The sequence below is a fragment of the uncultured Demequina sp. genome (genome assembly GCF_913055775.1).
Lineage (GTDB): Bacteria > Actinomycetota > Actinomycetes > Actinomycetales > Demequinaceae > Demequina.
The window spans coordinates 1-15871 of the sequence record NZ_CAJXJX010000064.1 but is presented as its reverse complement, the minus strand read 5'-3'; the positions used below and the strand labels follow the sequence as shown (position 1 = coordinate 15871).

Genomic DNA, 15871 nt, shown 5'->3' with positions numbered 1-15871 from the left:
CCGCCGGCCTCGATCATCAGCCGGCGCACGGTCGCACCTTCGGCGGTCTCGGGGTTGATGCGCAGGCCCTCGACCACGATGCCGCCGTGAGCCCCTGCGTCCACGTTCGTTCGCACGTAGTCGGTCTCCGTGTAGAACGTCAGCTCCTCGCGCGGCACCGCCACCCGCACCCAGCCGTCCGTGAACTCCAGGGGGTCCACCGCGACAATGGCCCCGGCATTGATGGTCTGCGCACCGGCGGCCGTGCCGTCGCCGAAGAGCGTGAGCTCCAGGTTGATCTCCTGGGTGTCGAGCGCGGCGAGCTGGTCCCCGGCCAGCAGCGCGCCGTACGCCTCTTCGAGGTCGGCAGCGGTGGGAATCGCGGTCCGGTCCGCATCCACGCGCAGCTCCAGCACGATGTCCTGCACGTCGCCAAAGACCAGACCCGCGGTGCGGAACGTCGCCTCGATGCCGTTCGCGTGCTGCCGGTCCCAGTCGTAGGTCTTCTTCACGAGCACGGTCTCGAGCGCGCGCTGGCCCCCGCAGTCGGGTTGCTCGAGGTAGTTCTCCGCGGTGATCGCGTAGTCGGTGGGCGCCAGCGCCGCGCCCGCGAAGGACCCGACCCCGGTGATGTGATTCCAGCCGCCCACGCGCCACTCGCCGGGCCCCAGCACGGTGACTGCGTCAGCGCGCGCGTGGTCGGCGGGGTCGCACTCGATCGCGTACACGCCAGCATCCACCGGCGCCGATGTGGTGGCCGGGTCAGGTGCGTCGGTGACGGTGACAGCAGGGTCGGGGAGAGCCGACGCCGTCAGGCCCACGCCCGTGCCGCCATCGCCCGAGCAGCCGGCCAGGACGATGGCTGTCGCCACCACGAGAGCTCCCTTGCGCATGGGCCGATCCAAGCGCATCGGGCCTGAAGCGGCAACGGCTCGGGCGCGCTACACGGGCACGCGCGACGACTCGCTTGGCTCAGCCGAGAACGAACCGGTCGCGACATCGGTGGCCAGCCCAGCCCGCGCATCGGCGCGGCCCACGGCCACCACGTGGCCGGGTGCGTGCTCGATCGGGACTACCGCGGGAGCCTCCTCGAACGAGGGGCGTGACCGGATGAAGCGCCACGCCGAGGCCACCACCAGCAGCCCCGCGAGGCCAGCGGCCGCCGTCACCGCGAAGCCGGCTCCGGCACCGCGCGCGTCGATGGCGGCGCCCGCCGTCCATGCGCCGATCGCCATGCCGAGGTCGATGCCCGTGCGGGTCCACGTCATGCCCTCGGTCATGCGGGCGCGCGGGATCGAGTGGTGCACCAGACCGTCGCCGATCACCATGTTGGGAGCGATGAACAGGCCCATGCCGAACAGGAGCCCGCCCAGCACGAACAGGGACGGTGCGAACACGAGCGCAACCGCGAACAGTCCGGTCGCGGTGACGCCCCAGAACAGTCGCGTCGCGAGCGTGCGGCGCCACGCGATCACCCCGTACGCGAGCCCGCCCACGAGCGATCCGGCCGCCCACAGTCCCAGGATGAGCCCTGCGGCACCCTTCGCGCCGAGGTCCTCGGCGAACGCGACCACGGACGCGTCGATCGCCGCGAACATCGCGCCCTGGGTGAGGAAGATGAGGGCGGCGATCGCCAGCGCGGGGGCCGTCACCAGGAGGTGCCCCGACAAGGGCCTGCGCCGTCGGATCGGGCGCGCGGCGGCACCCGTGACGGGAGGCAGGGCGATGGCGGCTGCCGCGGTCGCCGGGGCGACGGCGAGCGCGGCCTCGGCCAGGCCCGCGTCGGCTGTGTGTCGGCGAGCGGGGGGCTCGGTGTCCTTGAGCGACAGGAAGACGTAGCCGCCCACGGCGAGCGAGAGCATCGCGATCACCGACGGCACCCACGGCGCCACGGACACGGCGAGCACGGTCGCCACGGCGGGTCCCAGGATCCAGATGATCTCCTCGAGCGAGGACTCCAGGGCGAAGGCGCTGTCGAGCCGGGTGCGGTCCTTGAGGACGTGCGCCCACCGCGCGCGGGTCAGGGTGGACTGCGAGCCGCCCGCCGCGAAGGTGGGCGCGATCGCGATGAGCGCCCACAGTGGCAGTTCCATCGCCACGGCGACCAGCATGGCCGCACGGCCGGCGAGAGCGATCGCGAAGCCCCAGCGCAGGACCGTGGCCTGCCCGTGCGCATCGATCAGCCGGGCGACCTGCGGAGCGATGATCGCGTAGGAGACGGCGATCGCGGCGAGCACGATGCCCGCCCACGCGTACGAGCCGTACTGCATCTGCACGAGAAGGAACGTGGCCAGGCCGGTCAGGCCCATCTGGAGGCGGGCGAGGAGGCCCCACCCTGCGAAGGCGCGGGCGCCAGGGGTGGCGAGAATGTCGAGGTAGCGGGAGAGCACTGCGAAGTCCTTGTGTTGCTCAGGACGCCCCCTCGCGTGGCACAGCTCTGCTGTGGGAATCCAGCTCGGAGGGCTGGCGCCCGAGTCTGCCTCGGGCGCTTGCCACCTCACCTGCGCGACGTGGCCGGCGCGCCGCCCGCTCAGATGGGGCGGCTCACCAATGTTCACATGCCGGCGGGGGTGCTGGAGACCGTTTCGGAGGCGAAATTCCGACGGATCTCGCGCCGGGTCAAGGGCGCGAAAAGGTCCGGTCCGGTGTGGGGATTCGTGCCGGTCGCGTGGGTCAAGACATTGCCCGACGCACGCCGCCGCCGACCGTCAGAGCATCGGACGCTGGAGAGGTGGCTTCGCGGGCGGGATGGGCTTCCACGAGCTCTGGCCGCTGAGCTTGAACGGCGGCGGGATCTTGTCCGCGAAGCGCATCAGCAGCGAGCCGCCCACCGCGAGGATCAGCACGTACGCCGCAGTGAAGGGCCCCAGTTGCGACTGCGCGCCCGCGGCGACGCCGAGCCCGGCGATGACGATCGAGAACTCGCCGCGCGGGACCAGCGACAGGCCGGTGCGCCATTGGCCCTTGGGGCCAATCCCGTTGCGTCGCGCCGCGAAGATGCCGGTGTAGATCTTGGTGATCGCGGTGACGACGGCGAGCCCCAGCGCGGGCAGCAGCACCGGCAGCAGGTCGCGCGGATCAATCGTGAGGCCAAAGAAAACGAAGAACAGCCCGCCGAACACGTCGCGCAGCGGCGGCAGCAGGCCGCGCACGTCGTCCGCGACCTGACCCGAGAGGGTCAGCCCCAACAGGAATGCCCCCACGGCCGCGGAGACCTGCACCGCATCGGCCAGCCCGGCGACCAGGAACGTCAGTCCCAGCACTGTGAGCAGCAGCAGCTCGCGGGAGTGCGAGTGCACCAGCCGCGAGACGTTCTCGGAGAACCGCATCGACACCACGAAGGCGACCGCGACCACTCCCAGCGCGATGCCCGCGGCGATCGCTCCCTGGATCAGGGTCGCGCCCACCAGCAGCACGGCCATGATGGGCAGGAACACCGCCATGACGATGTCCTCCATGACCAGCAGGCTCAGCAGCACTGGCGTCTCGCGGTTCGCGACACGGTCGAAGTCATCGAGTAGCCGCGCGATGATGCCGGAGCTCGAGATGTAGGTGACGCCCGCGAGCAGCAGCGAGGCGGTGAGCGACCAGCCCATCATGAGGCCCACGGCAAAGCCGGGCACCGCGTTCGCCAGTCCATCGACCAGTCCCGCGACCCAGTTCGACTTCAGTCCGTTGCGCAGATCCTGAGGCGAGTACTCCAGACCCAGCAGCAGGAGCAGTAGCACCACGCCGATCTCGGCGCCCACCTCGAGGAACTCCTCGCCGGCGCTCACGGGGATGAAGCCGCCGTCTCCCATGACGACGCCGGCGAGCAGGTACAGCGGAATCGAAGGGATGCCGATGCGCACCGCGATGCGCCCCAGCAGCGCCAGCACCAGGAGGATGATCCCGAGCTCGATCAGCACCTCTCCCGCGTGACTGGCGTCGGGCTCGGGGAGGACCTCGAGTGGCAGGGGCAGGGGCGGCATGGGTCAGCCCGTGAGGATCGCGGTCGCGTGGCGCACTGCCTCCGTGGAACCCATGACGAGCACGGTGTCGCTCGCCCTCAGGACGAAGTCGGGCTCGGGGCCCGGCAACCCTGTCTCGCCGCGGATCACCGCCACCACCGAGGCCGAGGTCTCGGTGCGGATGCGGCCGTCCGCGATCGTGCGGTCGGTGAGCCCGCCGCTCGCCGGCATCGTGACCCATTCGATCGCGAGACCCTCGACGGTGTGCCGCAGGGTGTCGAGCCGTGCGGTGATGTTGGTGCCGCCCAGGAGCTCGGCGACCTTGGACGCATCGCCCTCGGACAGCTCGACTGTGCCCTTGCACGAATCGGGGTCCTCGCGGTCGTACAGCGCGATGTCGCGCTTGCCGTCGCGGCGGACGACCACGCCCACGTGGTCGCCTCCCTCGGCCTGGAACTCGTACCGGACGCCGATGCCGGGAAGCGGAGTCTCATAGATGTCCATGGCGCCCAGTCTGCCACCCCCGCTCGGCGTCCCTCCTCGTGGCGCCCGACGGGACGCGCCGGATAACCTGCGGAACATGAGCTCTCGTGACTCCGCGATCCTGGTCGACCTCGACGGCACCCTCGCCCACATGGGCAACCGCCACCCCTTCGCCACGACGGGCTACGACCTCGACACTCCCAACAACCCGGTGATCGAGGTGGTGCGCGCTCTCCACCAGGCTGGCCACACGGTCGTGATCATCTCCGGCCGCAAGGAGGTCTCGCGCACCGAGACCGAGTGGTGGCTCGGCACCCACCTCCCGGTGCCCTACGAGGGCCTGCACCTGCGCCCGGACGACGACGACCGCTCGGACGGCATCGTCAAGCGGGAGATCTACGAGCGCGAGATCGAGCCACGCTTCGAGGTGCTGTGCGTGCTCGACGATCGCAACCACGTGGTGGACATGTGGCGCGACGAGCTCGGGCTCACGTGCCTGCAGGTCGCACCTGGCGACTTCTGAGCGTCACCCGGCCACCGCATCGGCCCCGTCCGCAGGTCAGTCCTGCTCGCGGCGCGCCTTCCACTCGCGCGCGAGCAGCCCGTACATCGAGTCGTCCGACACCTCGTCCTCGACCCAGTAGCGCTCGCGGCGAATCCCCTCGGGAATGAAGCCGATGCGCTCGAGCACCTTGATCGAGTCGACGTTGTGCGGGTGCGTGGAGGCTTCGACGCGGTGGACGTCGAGGTCGAAGACCACGTAGTCGACCAGCCTCGCCGTGGCCTCGGTCGCGTAGTAGTGGCCGCGCGCCCACGGGTGCAGCGTGAAGCCCACCTCGGCCGTCTTTCCGTTCTCCGACAGCCACAGAGCGACATCGCCGAGCACCTTGTCGTCCCGGCGGCGCACCACGGCCATCTGGTACCAGTGGCCGGGCATCGGGCCAGGGCGTGACGTGACGTCCTCGATGAGCTCGCGCGCGCGCTCGACCGGATAGGGCGCGCGCCATGCCTGGTATTGGGCCGTTGTGGTGTCCGAGCGGCGCTCCGCGAGATCTTCGGCGTCGTCCAGCGTCATCGCCCGCAGCAGCAGGCGGTCGGTCTCGAGGGGCGCGAACATCTCCATGTGCCGAGCGTATCCCGAGGGCTGGGGCGTCGCCCGGTGTCCGATTCTCAGTTCCACGCGAGGCCGGCGATCGCGTCGAGCCCGGTCGATCGGTACGGCTCCTCGGCGATCGATGCGAGCGTCACGCCATACGCGGCGGCCCGGGCCATCACTCTGGCCCGGCCCTCGCTGCCGGCTCCCACGCGCATGGGCCCCTCGGCCGTGCCGTACGCCTCGAGGAGAGCGTCGGCGTGCACGAGGCCCACGAGCGTGCAGGCCTGGCCCAGGTCCGTCGCAGGATCCGCGAGCGCAGCGTCTCCCCAGTCCACGATCCCGGCGAGGCGGCCGCCGCGGACGATCACGTTCGCGCCGTGCAGGTCGAGGTGCGCCCACCGCCGCTCGGGCTCGTCGATCGCGGCCCCCGCTTCGACCAGGCCGCGCAGGACGTCGGCGGCATCCATCGCGACCACGCCGGCGTCGACCAGCGCGCGCAGGCGCGTGTCGAACAGCTCCGCGACCTCGGGCAGGGTCCCGCTGCGGTAGGGATTGTGGGGCGCGCCCGCGGTGGGCGACTGCTGGATCTGTGCGATCGCGACGCCCAGGTCGCGCGCACCCAGGTCCGTCAGTGGGTCGTCGAAGGCGATGTCCCCGTCGATCCACGGCACCACCGACCACTCCCAGGGGAATCCCTCGGCAGGGGCTCCGAGGCGCAGCGGGACGGGGGCGGGAAAGGTCCATCGCTGGCTGATGACGGGGAGGTGCTCGTGCTCGGCGGCCGAGATCTCCGCGCCGAGCGCGCGTCGCGGCAGCCGCACCGCGAGGTCGTGACCCAGCCGGAACATGGCGTTGTCCCACCCGTCGATCCGCCGTCCCAGCGGCCGCGAGGCGAGGTCGGGGTGCTGATCCGCGAGCAGCCGGCGCACGAGGTCGTCGGAGATCTCCACCTCCGCGACGGGCGTGCGCATCATCGTCACACCTCCAGCCTGGCACGGAGGACAGCGTTTCCCTAGGGCCCTCGCCCAGGGCTCCTATGCTCGGACGCTGCGGGTGATGTCCTCGGGGACCGCGTTCGCGGCCGCGAGGACGCCCTCGTAGTACTCGAGCTTGCGATCTAGGTGCTCGAGGTGGTCCCGGTCCTGCGCCATGCGGGTCACGAGCGCTTCGCGATAGTGCGTGAGTACCGCCACGCGGTCCGCGACGGTGTGCTCGCCCGCGTGTGCGAGGTCGACGAACTCCTTCATCTCGCGGATGGGCATCCCCGTCGCGCGCAGAAGCTGGAGGAAGCGGATCCAGCCCAGATCGTCATCGGTGTAGCGCCGGTGCCCGTTCGCGGCCTTCGCCACCGGCGGCAGGAGCCCTTCGCGCTCGTAGTACCTCAGGGTGTGCTTGGACACGCCCATCTGAACCGCGACGTCGTCGATCCCCATGCCGTCCATGCGTCCACCGTAGGACTTCGAGTGCACTCGAAGTCAAGGGGTTCGGCCACCTGTTGACTTCGAGCGCGCTCGAACTCCTAGCGTCGATGACGAGCGGCGCCGCCAGGCCCGCCTGACACCACTGGAGGAGTCATGACCACCACCGCCGCCACGCAGGCTGCGCGCCAGCTCGGACGCAGCGATACCCACGTGGTCCCCGTCGCCCTGGGCGCCATGCTCATGGGCACCCGCACCCCCGAGGATGAGTCGCGCCGCATCCTCGATCACTACCTGGGCGAGGTCGCGCCGCGCTTCCACGCCCCCGACGGCTCGCCCGCGAAGGCGATGATCGACACCGCCGACTGCTACTGCTGGTGGGAGGCGCCCGGAGACGAGGGCGGGCACAGCGAGGCCGTGCTCGGCCGCTGGATGGCCGATGCGGGGGTCAGGGACCGCGTCCATCTCGCCACCAAGGGCTCGGCGCGGATCGCCGGGTTCGAGCAGGCGTGGGGAGACGACGGCGCCGATTGGGAGTATGCGCGCAACCACTTCGTGGGAGCCTCCGCGGACGTGCTCGAGGAGAGCCTCGCGACCTCGCTCAAGCGCCTCGGCGCCGAGTCGATCGACCTCTACTACGTGCACGTCGACGACCGCTCGACCCCGCTCGAGGAGACCCTCGCCTTCTTGGCGTCGGCGGTTGCCGACGGCCGCATCGGCGCCTACGGATACTCCAACGTGCGAACGTGGCGCCTGTCGCGCATCCGCGCGCTGTGCGAGGCGAACGGCTGGCCGCAGCCGGTGGCGCTGCAGCAGCAGCACTCGTACCTGCGGCGCCGGGCGGGAGCGGCCACGGCGTCGATCGTGGACGACGAGCAACTCGACTACCTGGGCGAACACCCCGATCTGCAGCTGGTGGCCTACTCACCCGTGTTGAAGGGCCTGTACTCGGACGCCGCCAAGCGCGGCGACGACTTCTGGGCCATGGGGCCGTATGCGGGGCCGGACGCTGCGGCCCGACTGGACGCCGTGGACCAGGTCGCCCGCGAGACCGGCGCTACCGGCAACCAAGTCGTGCTCCAGTGGCTGCTCGCTCAGGGTTCGCCGCGCGTGCTGCCGCTGATCGGGCCGCGGACGCTCGACCAGTACGTGGAGTGCATCGAGGCGCTGGATGTGGAGCTGACTCCGGACCAGGTCGCGCTGCTCGAGGCCGCCGGCGCCTGAACCGCGTCCTGGCAGGTCCTCAGTGCCCAAGTCGCGCTCGTTTGGGCACTGAGGACCTGCTGGCGCGCAGCGGCACTCGAGCCGGTCAGGCCAGCAGCGTGTCCCCGATGAATCCGCCGGGCTCGCACCCTGGCGGGATCGCGAACACTGCGGACCCGATGGGAGTGGTCCACGTGTTGAGCAGGTCCGCCTCGGCGAGCCGGCTCTGGATCGGCTCGAACTGCCGGGCCACATCCGCCTGGTATGACGTGAAGATCAGGCCGGACTCGGACACCGAGTCCCCGGTCGGCGCCAGGTCGTAGTTGTACGAGCGCCGGAAGATCACCTCGTGGTCCTCGACGGGCCGTGCCCGCGCGATGTGCGACACGGGCGAGATCACAGACAGCCCCGCAGCATTCACCGCCTCGAAGTCCGGCTCGTCCGCCTCCCGCGAGCCCGTCAGCGGCGCACCGTCGTGGAAGCGCCGCCCCACCGCGAACCCGCGCGCGACGGGATCGACCTCGTCCCACACGTCGAGGTCCAGCCGGGTCCGGCGCAGCACCAGTGAGGTGCCACCGGTGAGCCACCGGTCTGCGCTCCACACGGCACGGTCAAACGCAGCCGTCCCGGGCTCAGGGTTCGTCGTCCCGTCGACCTGGCCAAAGAGGTTGCGCATCGTCGTGCCCGACACCTCGGAGCCGTACGCGCGCCGGAACCCGTCCTGGCGCCACCGCACGGTCGCGAAGGCTCGCGAGTCCTTGAGCAGCATCCGCACGGCGTGGGCGACGGTGACCGCATCGTCGGAGGACACCACGAGCAGCAGGTCGCCGCCGCTCCACTGGTCCTCGAGAGCGTCAATGGAGAACGGTGGCAGCGGCGCGAGCCACGACGGCACGGCGGAAGCTCCGCCCGCCCGGCGCACGAGCTCCGGCCCGAATCCGAACGTGACGGTCAGTGCCGCGGGGACCGCGGCGAGCTCCGGCTCGGTGTCCGCCAGCGCTCCCTCGCCCGCGCTCAACCGAGCCGCATCGTCACTGAGCAGGCGCATCATCCTGCCCAGCGCATCGGCCCGCGTGTCCGGAAGCAGGTCGAGCGCGACGAACGACGCCTGCGCCGCGATCGGGGTGTCGATGCCCGCCTGGTGCACGCCATGGAACGGCACCGTGCGGGATCCGTTGAGGCCGGCGGCATCGAGCTCCGCCTGCCGGGAGGCCGGCAGCACGCCGGTGCGGTCGGCGGCGAGCGCGACGGCCGCGCCCGCGCCGGCGGCCACCCCTCCGAAGAGGAGCGACCGCCGGCTGAGGCGGGACGGGCCAGCCGAGGGCTGTGCGTCAGTCATCGCGGATCAGTGGTCGTGACCTTCGTGGTCATCGTCCTCGTCGCCGTGGTCGTGCTCGTGGTCGCTGTGATCCTCATCGCCGCTGTACTCCTCGTTGGCGCCCGCGAACTCCTTGGCGACCGCGGTGAACTCGAACGTCGAGCCGTCCTCGAAGGCGAGGCTGAGCTCAACCTCGGCACCCACCTCGATGGGCTCGTCGACGCCCATGAGCATGATGTGGTTGCCGCCCGGCTCCATGACGAGCGACTCCCCGGGCTCGATCGTGAAACCGTCCTCCTTGTGCATCATCATCGCGGCGCCGTCGTCGCCGGTGACAGTCTCATGCAACTCGACCATGGGCGAGGCGTCGGTCGCGGCGGAGACCAGCACGATCGCCTGGTCGGTGCCGTTGGTGAGCTCGCCGAACGCTGCGGTCATGCCATCGTCGACAGCCTTGACCCAGGGGTCGGTGATAGTGATCTCGCCGCCGTCGGAGCCGTCGGAGCCGGGCGAGCAGGCCGCCAGCGCGGCGACGGTCAGGAACGTGAGCGCGCTGAGGCGCGCGGTGGTGCGAAGCATGGTGTCTCTCTCTGTCTGCGTGGGGCGTGAGGCGCCCCGTTCCGGGGAAGGCATCGGACACGGCCGATGCGCCCAGCGGCATCCGTACGGACGGCCGGGCTCGGGTCAGGCAGACAGAACGGGAGGGCCGCGCAGCGAGCGCACACCGCGCGCGACGTCGCGGACAGACACAGGGGCCGATGCGCGGGCCGGCATGCGCACGGAGGTGACAACGGGCGAAGCGGTCGGGAGAGCCTGGGGCAGCAGACGTGCCGCGAGCCAGGCGAGCCCCCGCGACGCGCGCTCGAGGAGCCACTCGGCGCGGTGGAGGGCCGCGGTGGTGAGGATCGCGGCGGCGATGTGCGCCGCGGTCATGAGGCCTCCGCCGTGCGCGCCGTGGGCGGCGGTGTCCATCGCCGTGACGGTCAGGTCACCGCCGTGGTGGCTGTGACCGCCGCCGGAGACGACCGTGCCCCCGGAACCGAGCACGAACAGCGTGTGGAACAGCGCCTGGCTCGCGGTCACGGCGATGCCGAGCCGCCATAGCGACAGGGCCTTGCCGGCGAGCTGCATGCAGATCGCGAAGGACAGCACCAGCGGGACCACGACGCCAGCCGCGGAGGGAGACGAGCCGCCGCCCAACACGTGGGACGCCAGCGCGACGAAGGTCGACACGGCGGCCGCGAGGGCGGCGCGCGTCAGGCGCTGGCTGGTGGACACGGCGACATTCTCCCACGCGGCCGCGGGGGAGCCGCGTGCTCAGCCCTGGTGCGTCGAGGCCCCCATGCGCCGCACGGCCTCCGTGATGATCTCGGGATGCGTGGCGATGTTGAGGCGCACATGCCCCTCGCCGCCGGTGCCGAACGTGGGCCCGGAGTTGAGCACCACTCGGGCGTGCTGCAGGAAGTGCGCCGAGGGGTCGCGGTCGATCTCGAGCCCGCGGCAGTCGATCCACGTGAGGTACGTGGCCTCGGGAAGTCGGTAGACGGCACCCGCAAGGTGCTCGTCGATGAGGGTTCCCAGGAGGCGCCGGTTGTGATCGAGGCCCACGAGCAGAGCGTCGAGCCACGGCTCACCCTCGCGGTACGCGGCGGTCTGCGCGAGCACCCCGAAGTGGGTGGGACCGTGGTGGGTCGATCCCGCGTAGGCCGCCAGTTCCTTCTGGACGGCCGCGCCGCCAATGACGATTGCGGCTGGAATGCCCGCAAGATTCCACGTCTTGGAGGCGGCGTGGAGCACGAAGCCGTTCTCGCCGCCGTCGACCGAGAGGTACGGCACGAACTCGTGGCCCTCGTAGACGAGCGGCGCGTGGATCTCGTCGACCACCACGCGCACGCCGTACTGATCCGCCAGCGCCGCGACTCGCTCGAGCTCCGTACGCGTGTGGGCCACGCCGGTGGGGTTGTGCGGGCTGCACAGCAGGTAGCCAGCGGAGCGGCCGCCCGTGGTCGCGGACGCGAAGGCCTCCTCAAGCGCCGCGAAGTCGATGCGCAGGTCCTCGCCCAGGGGCGCTTCGGTGATCTCGCGACCCGCGACGCGCAGGTACGAGTAGAACGGCGGGTACACGGGCGAATTGACGATGATGTGCTCGCCGGGCTCGGTCAGCATGCACAGCACGTCCACGTACCCGGTGATGACATCGGTGACGGTCGTCATCTGGCCGGGCGACACGTCCCAGCCCCAGCGGCGCGCGGCAAAGTCCGCCAGCGCCTCCGTGTAGGCCGCGCCGGCGGCGTAGCCCATGTCGCCATCCGCGATGGCGCGCTCGAGTTCGGCGCGGATGGGTGCCGCCAGCGGCACGTCCATCTCCGCGACCCACAGCGGCAGCACGTCGGGGTCGTACTTGCGCCACTTGGCGCTGGTCCGACGGCGCAGGTCCGCGAGTGTCAATTCGGTCAGCGGATTGGGGTGGATCGCGTCGAGGGCAGGAACGGCCATCGTCACACTGTGGCAACCGCGACCCGGCGACGCAAGTGCGTGAGACCAGGTCGACGGCGCGCGCACTTGGGCCGGGGCCCGCGCTGACCTATCCTGCCGCCCATGGAGCGCATGCGCGGAGACGACGGCAGGTTCCCCATCGGTGCGCTCATCACGCTGCTCGTGATCGCCGCCGCTGGCTACGGCGCGTACTGGTTCCTGGGCGAGCAGGGCTTCCTGGGCGAGCCGAGCAACGAGCCGACCGCTGCGGCCGAGGCCGCCGGTGAGGGCGAGGAGGACCTGCGCCCGGAGTGGCTGCAGGGCACCGACCACCAGCTGCCGGCGGTGATCCCTCCCGAGGACGACCGCATGCCCAGCTACTACCAGCTGCAGCCCTGGGTCTGGGATCTCGTCGACGACGACTGGAACGTCACCGTGGTCCGCGTGGGCGAGGGTGATCAGTACACCTGGTTCTCAGACGTCCAGGAGCTCTACCTGGTCTCCCCGACCGAGGAGCTGTTCCGCATCGCCGAGTTCGACACCACCATCAACCGCGACGTGGTCCACTGGGATCCGGAACTCGAGGTCGCGTGGATCGTGCGCGCCGATGGCGCCCAGTACGAGCAGGTGATCGAGTTCGATCTGCGCCAGCTCGAGAACGACTACACCTTCACCGGCGGCGCGATCAGCACCGCGAACCGCATCGACAACGGCGTCGCGAACCTGGGTTTCGTGGGAGACCAGCCCGACGGCCTCGAGCTGTGGATCACCTGGGACGCCAACGGCGACGCGACGGGCGTGCTGTGGCGCGACGGCGAGGAGTGGATCGACAGCCTGGTCCAGGACGAGATCGGACGCATGGTCCGCGAGGGGTTCAGCCAGGATCGCGGCGTCGACGCCTGGGTGGATGCGGAGACGGGGCGAGCGGTGTACCACGGCGTGTACATCGACCCGAGCCTGGGCACGGTGGCGGACGAGCGCTGGATCGTCCACGACCTGCAGGTGGACTCGTTCGATGACGAGGTGGTGGTGGCGACGCCGTCCGACGACTGTGTCCCCGCCGGCGGTGAGTACGCGGGTGCCTTCGAGGGCGACCGAATCGTCGCTGACTGCGGCGGCACCGAGTGGCTGCTCGACCCCTACGGTCTTTCCGAGCCCAAGAAGCGCTAGGCGGCCGCCAGGTCCCAGCCGCGCTCCCGGACGCGTGACAGCAGCGTCGCGCGGAACCGGTCCACGTCGCCGCCCACGGTGTCGAGGTCCTGTGCCGTGAGCGCGATCTGCCACGCGCCGTCCACCCGCGCGGCGATCAGCGCGAGCGGCTCGCCTTGGAGGGCCGATGCGAGGGCTGAGTCCCGCTCCGGGTGCAGCTCGTTGCGGTGCAGCAGGCGCACGGGGACTCCCAGGCTGGCGACCATCTCGTCCCACGCTGGTTTGCGGCGCACCGGCGAGTGGGTGATGTCGCACAGCGCGCAGTGCGCGCGTCCGAGCATGTGCCCGATGACATAGGTGACCTCGCCGCGGACGCCGCCGTCCGCGTCGTAGACCCCCACGAACTCGGTCACCGTCGCCATGCGAGCCTCAACCCCTGCGCGCACCCGGAGATTCCGTCACGCGCTCTGCCGCTTGAACACGCGGGTGCCGATCGCAAGACCCATCAGCACCAGCGCGATCGTGATGGCGACGCCCCAGAGCGCCACGGGATCGGTGAGGTCCCCGCGGAACATCGCGCGCACCCCGTCCACCACGTGCTTGAGCGGGTTGAGGTCGCTGAGCAACTCGAGCCAACGCGGCGCGAGCGACATGGGCAGCAGGATTCCGGACAGCAGGAGCAGCGGCAGTGCGACGCCGTTGAGCAGCGGCGCAAACGAGTCCTCGTCCTTCACCGTCAGCGCGGTCGCATAGGACAGCGACGCGAAGCATGCGCCCAGCAGTGCCACCGTCGCGACGCCAGCCACCAGCGCCCACCACGGAGCCCGCAGCCCGAACAGCAGTGCCGTGAGCACGAGGATGACGCCCTGGACGAGCAGCACGACCACGTCGCGCATGACGCGCCCCAGCAGCAGCGAGGCCCGAGACGCGGGCGTGACGCGCATGCGCTCGATCACGCCGGCACGCCACTCGGAGATGAGCCCGAAGCCCACGAAGCTCGCGCCGAACAGTCCCAGCTGCACCAGCAGGCCGGGCACGAAGATCTGCCAGGCGTCGACGTCCTCGCCGAAGGCCCGGGTGTCAGCGATCGTCTCGAGCAACGGCCCGAACAGCGCCAGATACAGGATGGGCTGGAGTAGCCCAAACACCACCCACACGGGCTGGCGCAGGCTCAGCCGCATGGCGCGGGAGAACACGATCCAGGTGTCGCGTGCGATCGTCATGTCAGACCTCCACCTCGTCACGCAATGAGCGTCCTGTCATGGTGAGGAACACGTCATCCAAGGTCGGGCGGCGCACCTCCACGCCGACGACATCGTGGTCGTCGCCTAGGCCGCGCAGGAGCTGCGGCAGCGTGGACGCGCCGTGCGGCACCGTCAGCCGCACCACGTCGCCGTCCACCTCGGCGGGTGCGCCGTCGAGAATCCTGCTCGCCGCATCGGCGAGAGCGGGCGCGGTATCGGTGTTGGATGCCGTCAGGAGCACCTGGTCGCCGCCCACCTGCCGCTTGAGCTCTTCCGACGTGCCGGCGCCCACGATCTCGCCGTGGTCGATGACCAGCAGGCGGTCGCTGAGCGCGTCGGCCTCGTCCATGTAGTGAGTGGTGATGAAGACCGTCGTGTCGAAGTCGTCGCGCACGCGCCGGATGTGCTCCCACAGGTTGGCGCGCGACTGCGGGTCCAGGCCGGTGGAGGGCTCGTCGAGGAACACCATGCGGGGCTCGTGGATGAGGCCCATCGCGATGTCGAGGCGGCGCCGCTGGCCGCCCGACAGGGTGCCGCACTTGCGCTCCCAGATCCCGTCCAGGTCGAGCCCGCTGAGCAGCGCCTTGCCGCGCTCGGCCGCGACGCCACGGTCGATGCCGTACAGCCGCGCCTGGTCCACCAGCTCCTCGCCGGCGACAGCCGACGAGTCCGTGGTGCCCATCTGCGCGACGTAGCCAATCGACCGCCGCACGCCCACCGGGTCCTTGGCGAGGTCGTAGCCATTGACGGTCGCTGTCCCGCCGCTGGGGTCCAGCAGCGTCGTCAGCATGCGCAGCGTGGTGGTCTTGCCTGCGCCATTCGGGCCCAGGAAGCCGACGATCTCTCCGGGGTCGACGGTGATGTCGACGCCCTTGACGGCCTCAACCGTGCGAGGGGCCTCCTTGCCGCGGCCGCGGACCTTGTAGGTCTTGCGCAGTCCGCGCGCGTCGAGAATGGGCGTGCTCATGCAGGTCCCTCCGGGGCTGGGTTCACCTTCGCCCGTCGGCGGGCGCTGGTCTCAGGCTAACGGCGTGCTCCGACAGCCACGCTTGAGTGGCGTCGAGTGCTAGGTTGCCATCGATGCTGAGGACGTCCTGGACTACGAACTTGCTGGCTGGAGCTGTGGGCTGTCTTGCGCTCGCGACCGCGGGCTGCTCGCAGTCTGGCGTGTACGTCGAGGTTCTGAACAGCTGTGAAGAGAACTACTACTTCGCCATCACTGAAGTGTCGGCAACCAGTTCGGGGCGTCTGACCGAGATCGAGCCGGACACCTCCGAGGTCCTGAAGTTCACTGATGCCCTGCCCCTTGATGTGGAACTGTGGGTAGGAGCGACAGATGGTTCGGTAGTAAACGGTGACCATGTCGACCTTGCGGACACGGGAGCGGGCACAGAGGACGATCCATACAGGGTCGCTCCGTCGGAGCGGCTGTGTCAGGACCTCGCAGACGGCATCCCTGGGGAGCTCTGAGTTCGGTCGTCCCGACCGTCATCCCAACAGTCCCCGGAACGCCTCCGCCGCACGCTCCGGCGCACCCTCGCCCAGCCCCAGGAACA

At 70.5% G+C, this 15871-nt stretch carries 18 protein-coding genes; 4 read left to right on the top strand and 14 right to left on the bottom strand.

The features are described 5' to 3' along the window. From QZ483_RS08000 to QZ483_RS07985, 4 genes are all read right to left on the bottom strand, one after another. Positions 1-872: hypothetical protein (locus tag QZ483_RS08000; RefSeq protein ID WP_297082732.1), on the bottom strand; the 872-nt coding region annotated here is incomplete at its 3' end. 48 nt (positions 873-920) lie between these two features. Next, positions 921-2369 carry a hypothetical protein gene (locus QZ483_RS07995; protein WP_297082730.1) on the bottom strand — a complete coding sequence of 483 codons (1449 nt, stop codon included), beginning with the start codon at positions 2367-2369 and terminating at the stop codon, positions 921-923. Positions 2370-2687: 318 nt separating this feature from the next. Continuing rightward, positions 2688-3950, bottom strand: coding sequence for a cation:proton antiporter (locus tag QZ483_RS07990; protein ID WP_297082728.1), 1263 nt, complete (start codon positions 3948-3950; stop codon positions 2688-2690). Positions 3951-3953: 3 nt separating this feature from the next. Then, positions 3954-4433, bottom strand: a complete 480-nt coding sequence (locus tag QZ483_RS07985) for a cation:proton antiporter regulatory subunit (RefSeq protein ID WP_297082726.1) — start codon at positions 4431-4433, stop codon at positions 3954-3956. 76 nt (positions 4434-4509) lie between these two features. Between QZ483_RS07985 and QZ483_RS07980 the strand changes: the two genes are divergently transcribed. Beyond that, positions 4510-4935, top strand: a complete 426-nt coding sequence (locus tag QZ483_RS07980) for a polynucleotide kinase (RefSeq protein WP_297082724.1) — start codon at positions 4510-4512, stop codon at positions 4933-4935. 36 nt (positions 4936-4971) lie between these two features. On the opposite strand, the gene QZ483_RS07975 is transcribed toward QZ483_RS07980, so the two are convergent. Genes QZ483_RS07975 through QZ483_RS07965 form a run of 3 tightly spaced genes read right to left on the bottom strand, consistent with a single transcriptional unit; the run spans position 4972 to position 6950 of the window. Beyond that, positions 4972-5535, bottom strand: coding sequence for a GNAT family N-acetyltransferase (locus QZ483_RS07975; RefSeq protein ID WP_297082721.1), 564 nt, complete (start codon positions 5533-5535; stop codon positions 4972-4974). A 47-nt stretch (positions 5536-5582) separates the two neighbouring features. Beyond that, entirely contained in the window at positions 5583-6482 is a 900-nt protein-coding gene (locus QZ483_RS07970) for a phosphotransferase (RefSeq protein ID WP_297082719.1), read from the bottom strand. A 60-nt stretch (positions 6483-6542) separates the two neighbouring features. Then, complete coding sequence (locus QZ483_RS07965) at positions 6543-6950, bottom strand: MerR family transcriptional regulator (protein ID WP_297082717.1); 408 nt, start codon at positions 6948-6950, stop codon at positions 6543-6545. A 132-nt stretch (positions 6951-7082) separates the two neighbouring features. Between QZ483_RS07965 and QZ483_RS07960 the strand changes: the two genes are divergently transcribed. Next, entirely contained in the window at positions 7083-8150 is a 1068-nt protein-coding gene (locus QZ483_RS07960) for an aldo/keto reductase (protein WP_297082715.1), read from the top strand. An 85-nt stretch (positions 8151-8235) separates the two neighbouring features. Here QZ483_RS07960 and QZ483_RS07955 read toward each other — a convergent pair whose 3' ends face one another. From QZ483_RS07955 to QZ483_RS07940, 4 genes are all read right to left on the bottom strand, one after another. Then, a complete protein-coding gene (locus QZ483_RS07955; RefSeq protein ID WP_297082714.1) occupies positions 8236-9468 on the bottom strand; it encodes a Dyp-type peroxidase in 1233 nt (410 codons plus the stop codon). A gap of 6 nt (positions 9469-9474) precedes the next feature. Then, the gene (locus QZ483_RS07950) at positions 9475-10026 is read right to left on the bottom strand and encodes a copper chaperone PCu(A)C (protein WP_297082712.1); all 552 of its coding nucleotides are present in this window, start codon (positions 10024-10026) and stop codon (positions 9475-9477) included. 105 nt (positions 10027-10131) lie between these two features. Further along, a complete protein-coding gene (locus QZ483_RS07945; RefSeq protein ID WP_297082710.1) occupies positions 10132-10725 on the bottom strand; it encodes a hypothetical protein in 594 nt (197 codons plus the stop codon). 39 nt (positions 10726-10764) lie between these two features. Further along, positions 10765-11943: a MalY/PatB family protein gene (locus QZ483_RS07940; protein ID WP_297082708.1), complete on the bottom strand. Its 1179-nt coding sequence runs from the start codon at positions 11941-11943 to the stop codon at positions 10765-10767. A gap of 102 nt (positions 11944-12045) precedes the next feature. Here QZ483_RS07940 and QZ483_RS07935 point away from each other — a divergent pair, with 102 nt between their 5' ends. Then, a complete protein-coding gene (locus QZ483_RS07935) occupies positions 12046-13092 on the top strand; it encodes a hypothetical protein (RefSeq protein WP_297082706.1) in 1047 nt (348 codons plus the stop codon). On the opposite strand, the gene QZ483_RS07930 is transcribed toward QZ483_RS07935, so the two are convergent. The 3 genes from QZ483_RS07930 to QZ483_RS07920 are packed head-to-tail and all read right to left on the bottom strand — an operon-like array spanning position 13089 to position 15282. After that, positions 13089-13493 carry a hypothetical protein gene (locus QZ483_RS07930; RefSeq protein ID WP_297082704.1) on the bottom strand — a complete coding sequence of 135 codons (405 nt, stop codon included), beginning with the start codon at positions 13491-13493 and terminating at the stop codon, positions 13089-13091. The two genes, QZ483_RS07935 and QZ483_RS07930, sit on opposite strands and share 4 nt — an antisense overlap. Positions 13494-13529: 36 nt before the next feature. Beyond that, entirely contained in the window at positions 13530-14294 is a 765-nt protein-coding gene (locus tag QZ483_RS07925) for an ABC transporter permease (protein WP_297082702.1), read from the bottom strand. Position 14295: 1 nt separating this feature from the next. Then, entirely contained in the window at positions 14296-15282 is a 987-nt protein-coding gene (locus QZ483_RS07920) for an ATP-binding cassette domain-containing protein (protein WP_297082700.1), read from the bottom strand. Between the two features lie 113 nt (positions 15283-15395). Here QZ483_RS07920 and QZ483_RS07915 point away from each other — a divergent pair, with 113 nt between their 5' ends. Then, positions 15396-15785, top strand: a complete 390-nt coding sequence (locus tag QZ483_RS07915; RefSeq protein WP_297082698.1) for a hypothetical protein — start codon at positions 15396-15398, stop codon at positions 15783-15785. Positions 15786-15871 lie beyond the last annotated feature (86 nt).

Excerpts from the sequence above, each read along its gene's own strand:
- QZ483_RS07990 (WP_297082728.1), bottom strand. The coding sequence starts at position 3,950 with ATGCCGCCCCTGCCCCTGCCACTCGAGGTCCTCCCCGAGCCCGACGCC.
- QZ483_RS07985 (WP_297082726.1), bottom strand. The coding sequence starts at position 4,433 with ATGGACATCTATGAGACTCCGCTTCCCGGCATCGGCGTCCGGTACGAG.
- QZ483_RS07980 (WP_297082724.1), top strand. The coding sequence starts at position 4,510 with ATGAGCTCTCGTGACTCCGCGATCCTGGTCGACCTCGACGGCACCCTC.
- QZ483_RS07975 (WP_297082721.1), bottom strand. The coding sequence starts at position 5,535 with ATGGAGATGTTCGCGCCCCTCGAGACCGACCGCCTGCTGCTGCGGGCG.
- QZ483_RS07970 (WP_297082719.1), bottom strand. The coding sequence starts at position 6,482 with ATGATGCGCACGCCCGTCGCGGAGGTGGAGATCTCCGACGACCTCGTG.
- QZ483_RS07965 (WP_297082717.1), bottom strand. The coding sequence starts at position 6,950 with ATGGACGGCATGGGGATCGACGACGTCGCGGTTCAGATGGGCGTGTCC.
- QZ483_RS07960 (WP_297082715.1), top strand. The coding sequence starts at position 7,083 with ATGACCACCACCGCCGCCACGCAGGCTGCGCGCCAGCTCGGACGCAGC.
- QZ483_RS07955 (WP_297082714.1), bottom strand. The coding sequence starts at position 9,468 with ATGACTGACGCACAGCCCTCGGCTGGCCCGTCCCGCCTCAGCCGGCGG.
- QZ483_RS07950 (WP_297082712.1), bottom strand. The coding sequence starts at position 10,026 with ATGCTTCGCACCACCGCGCGCCTCAGCGCGCTCACGTTCCTGACCGTC.
- QZ483_RS07940 (WP_297082708.1), bottom strand. The coding sequence starts at position 11,943 with ATGGCCGTTCCTGCCCTCGACGCGATCCACCCCAATCCGCTGACCGAA.
- QZ483_RS07935 (WP_297082706.1), top strand. The coding sequence starts at position 12,046 with ATGGAGCGCATGCGCGGAGACGACGGCAGGTTCCCCATCGGTGCGCTC.
- QZ483_RS07930 (WP_297082704.1), bottom strand. The coding sequence starts at position 13,493 with ATGGCGACGGTGACCGAGTTCGTGGGGGTCTACGACGCGGACGGCGGC.
- QZ483_RS07925 (WP_297082702.1), bottom strand. The coding sequence starts at position 14,294 with ATGACGATCGCACGCGACACCTGGATCGTGTTCTCCCGCGCCATGCGG.
- QZ483_RS07920 (WP_297082700.1), bottom strand. The coding sequence starts at position 15,282 with ATGAGCACGCCCATTCTCGACGCGCGCGGACTGCGCAAGACCTACAAG.
- QZ483_RS07915 (WP_297082698.1), top strand. The coding sequence starts at position 15,396 with ATGCTGAGGACGTCCTGGACTACGAACTTGCTGGCTGGAGCTGTGGGC.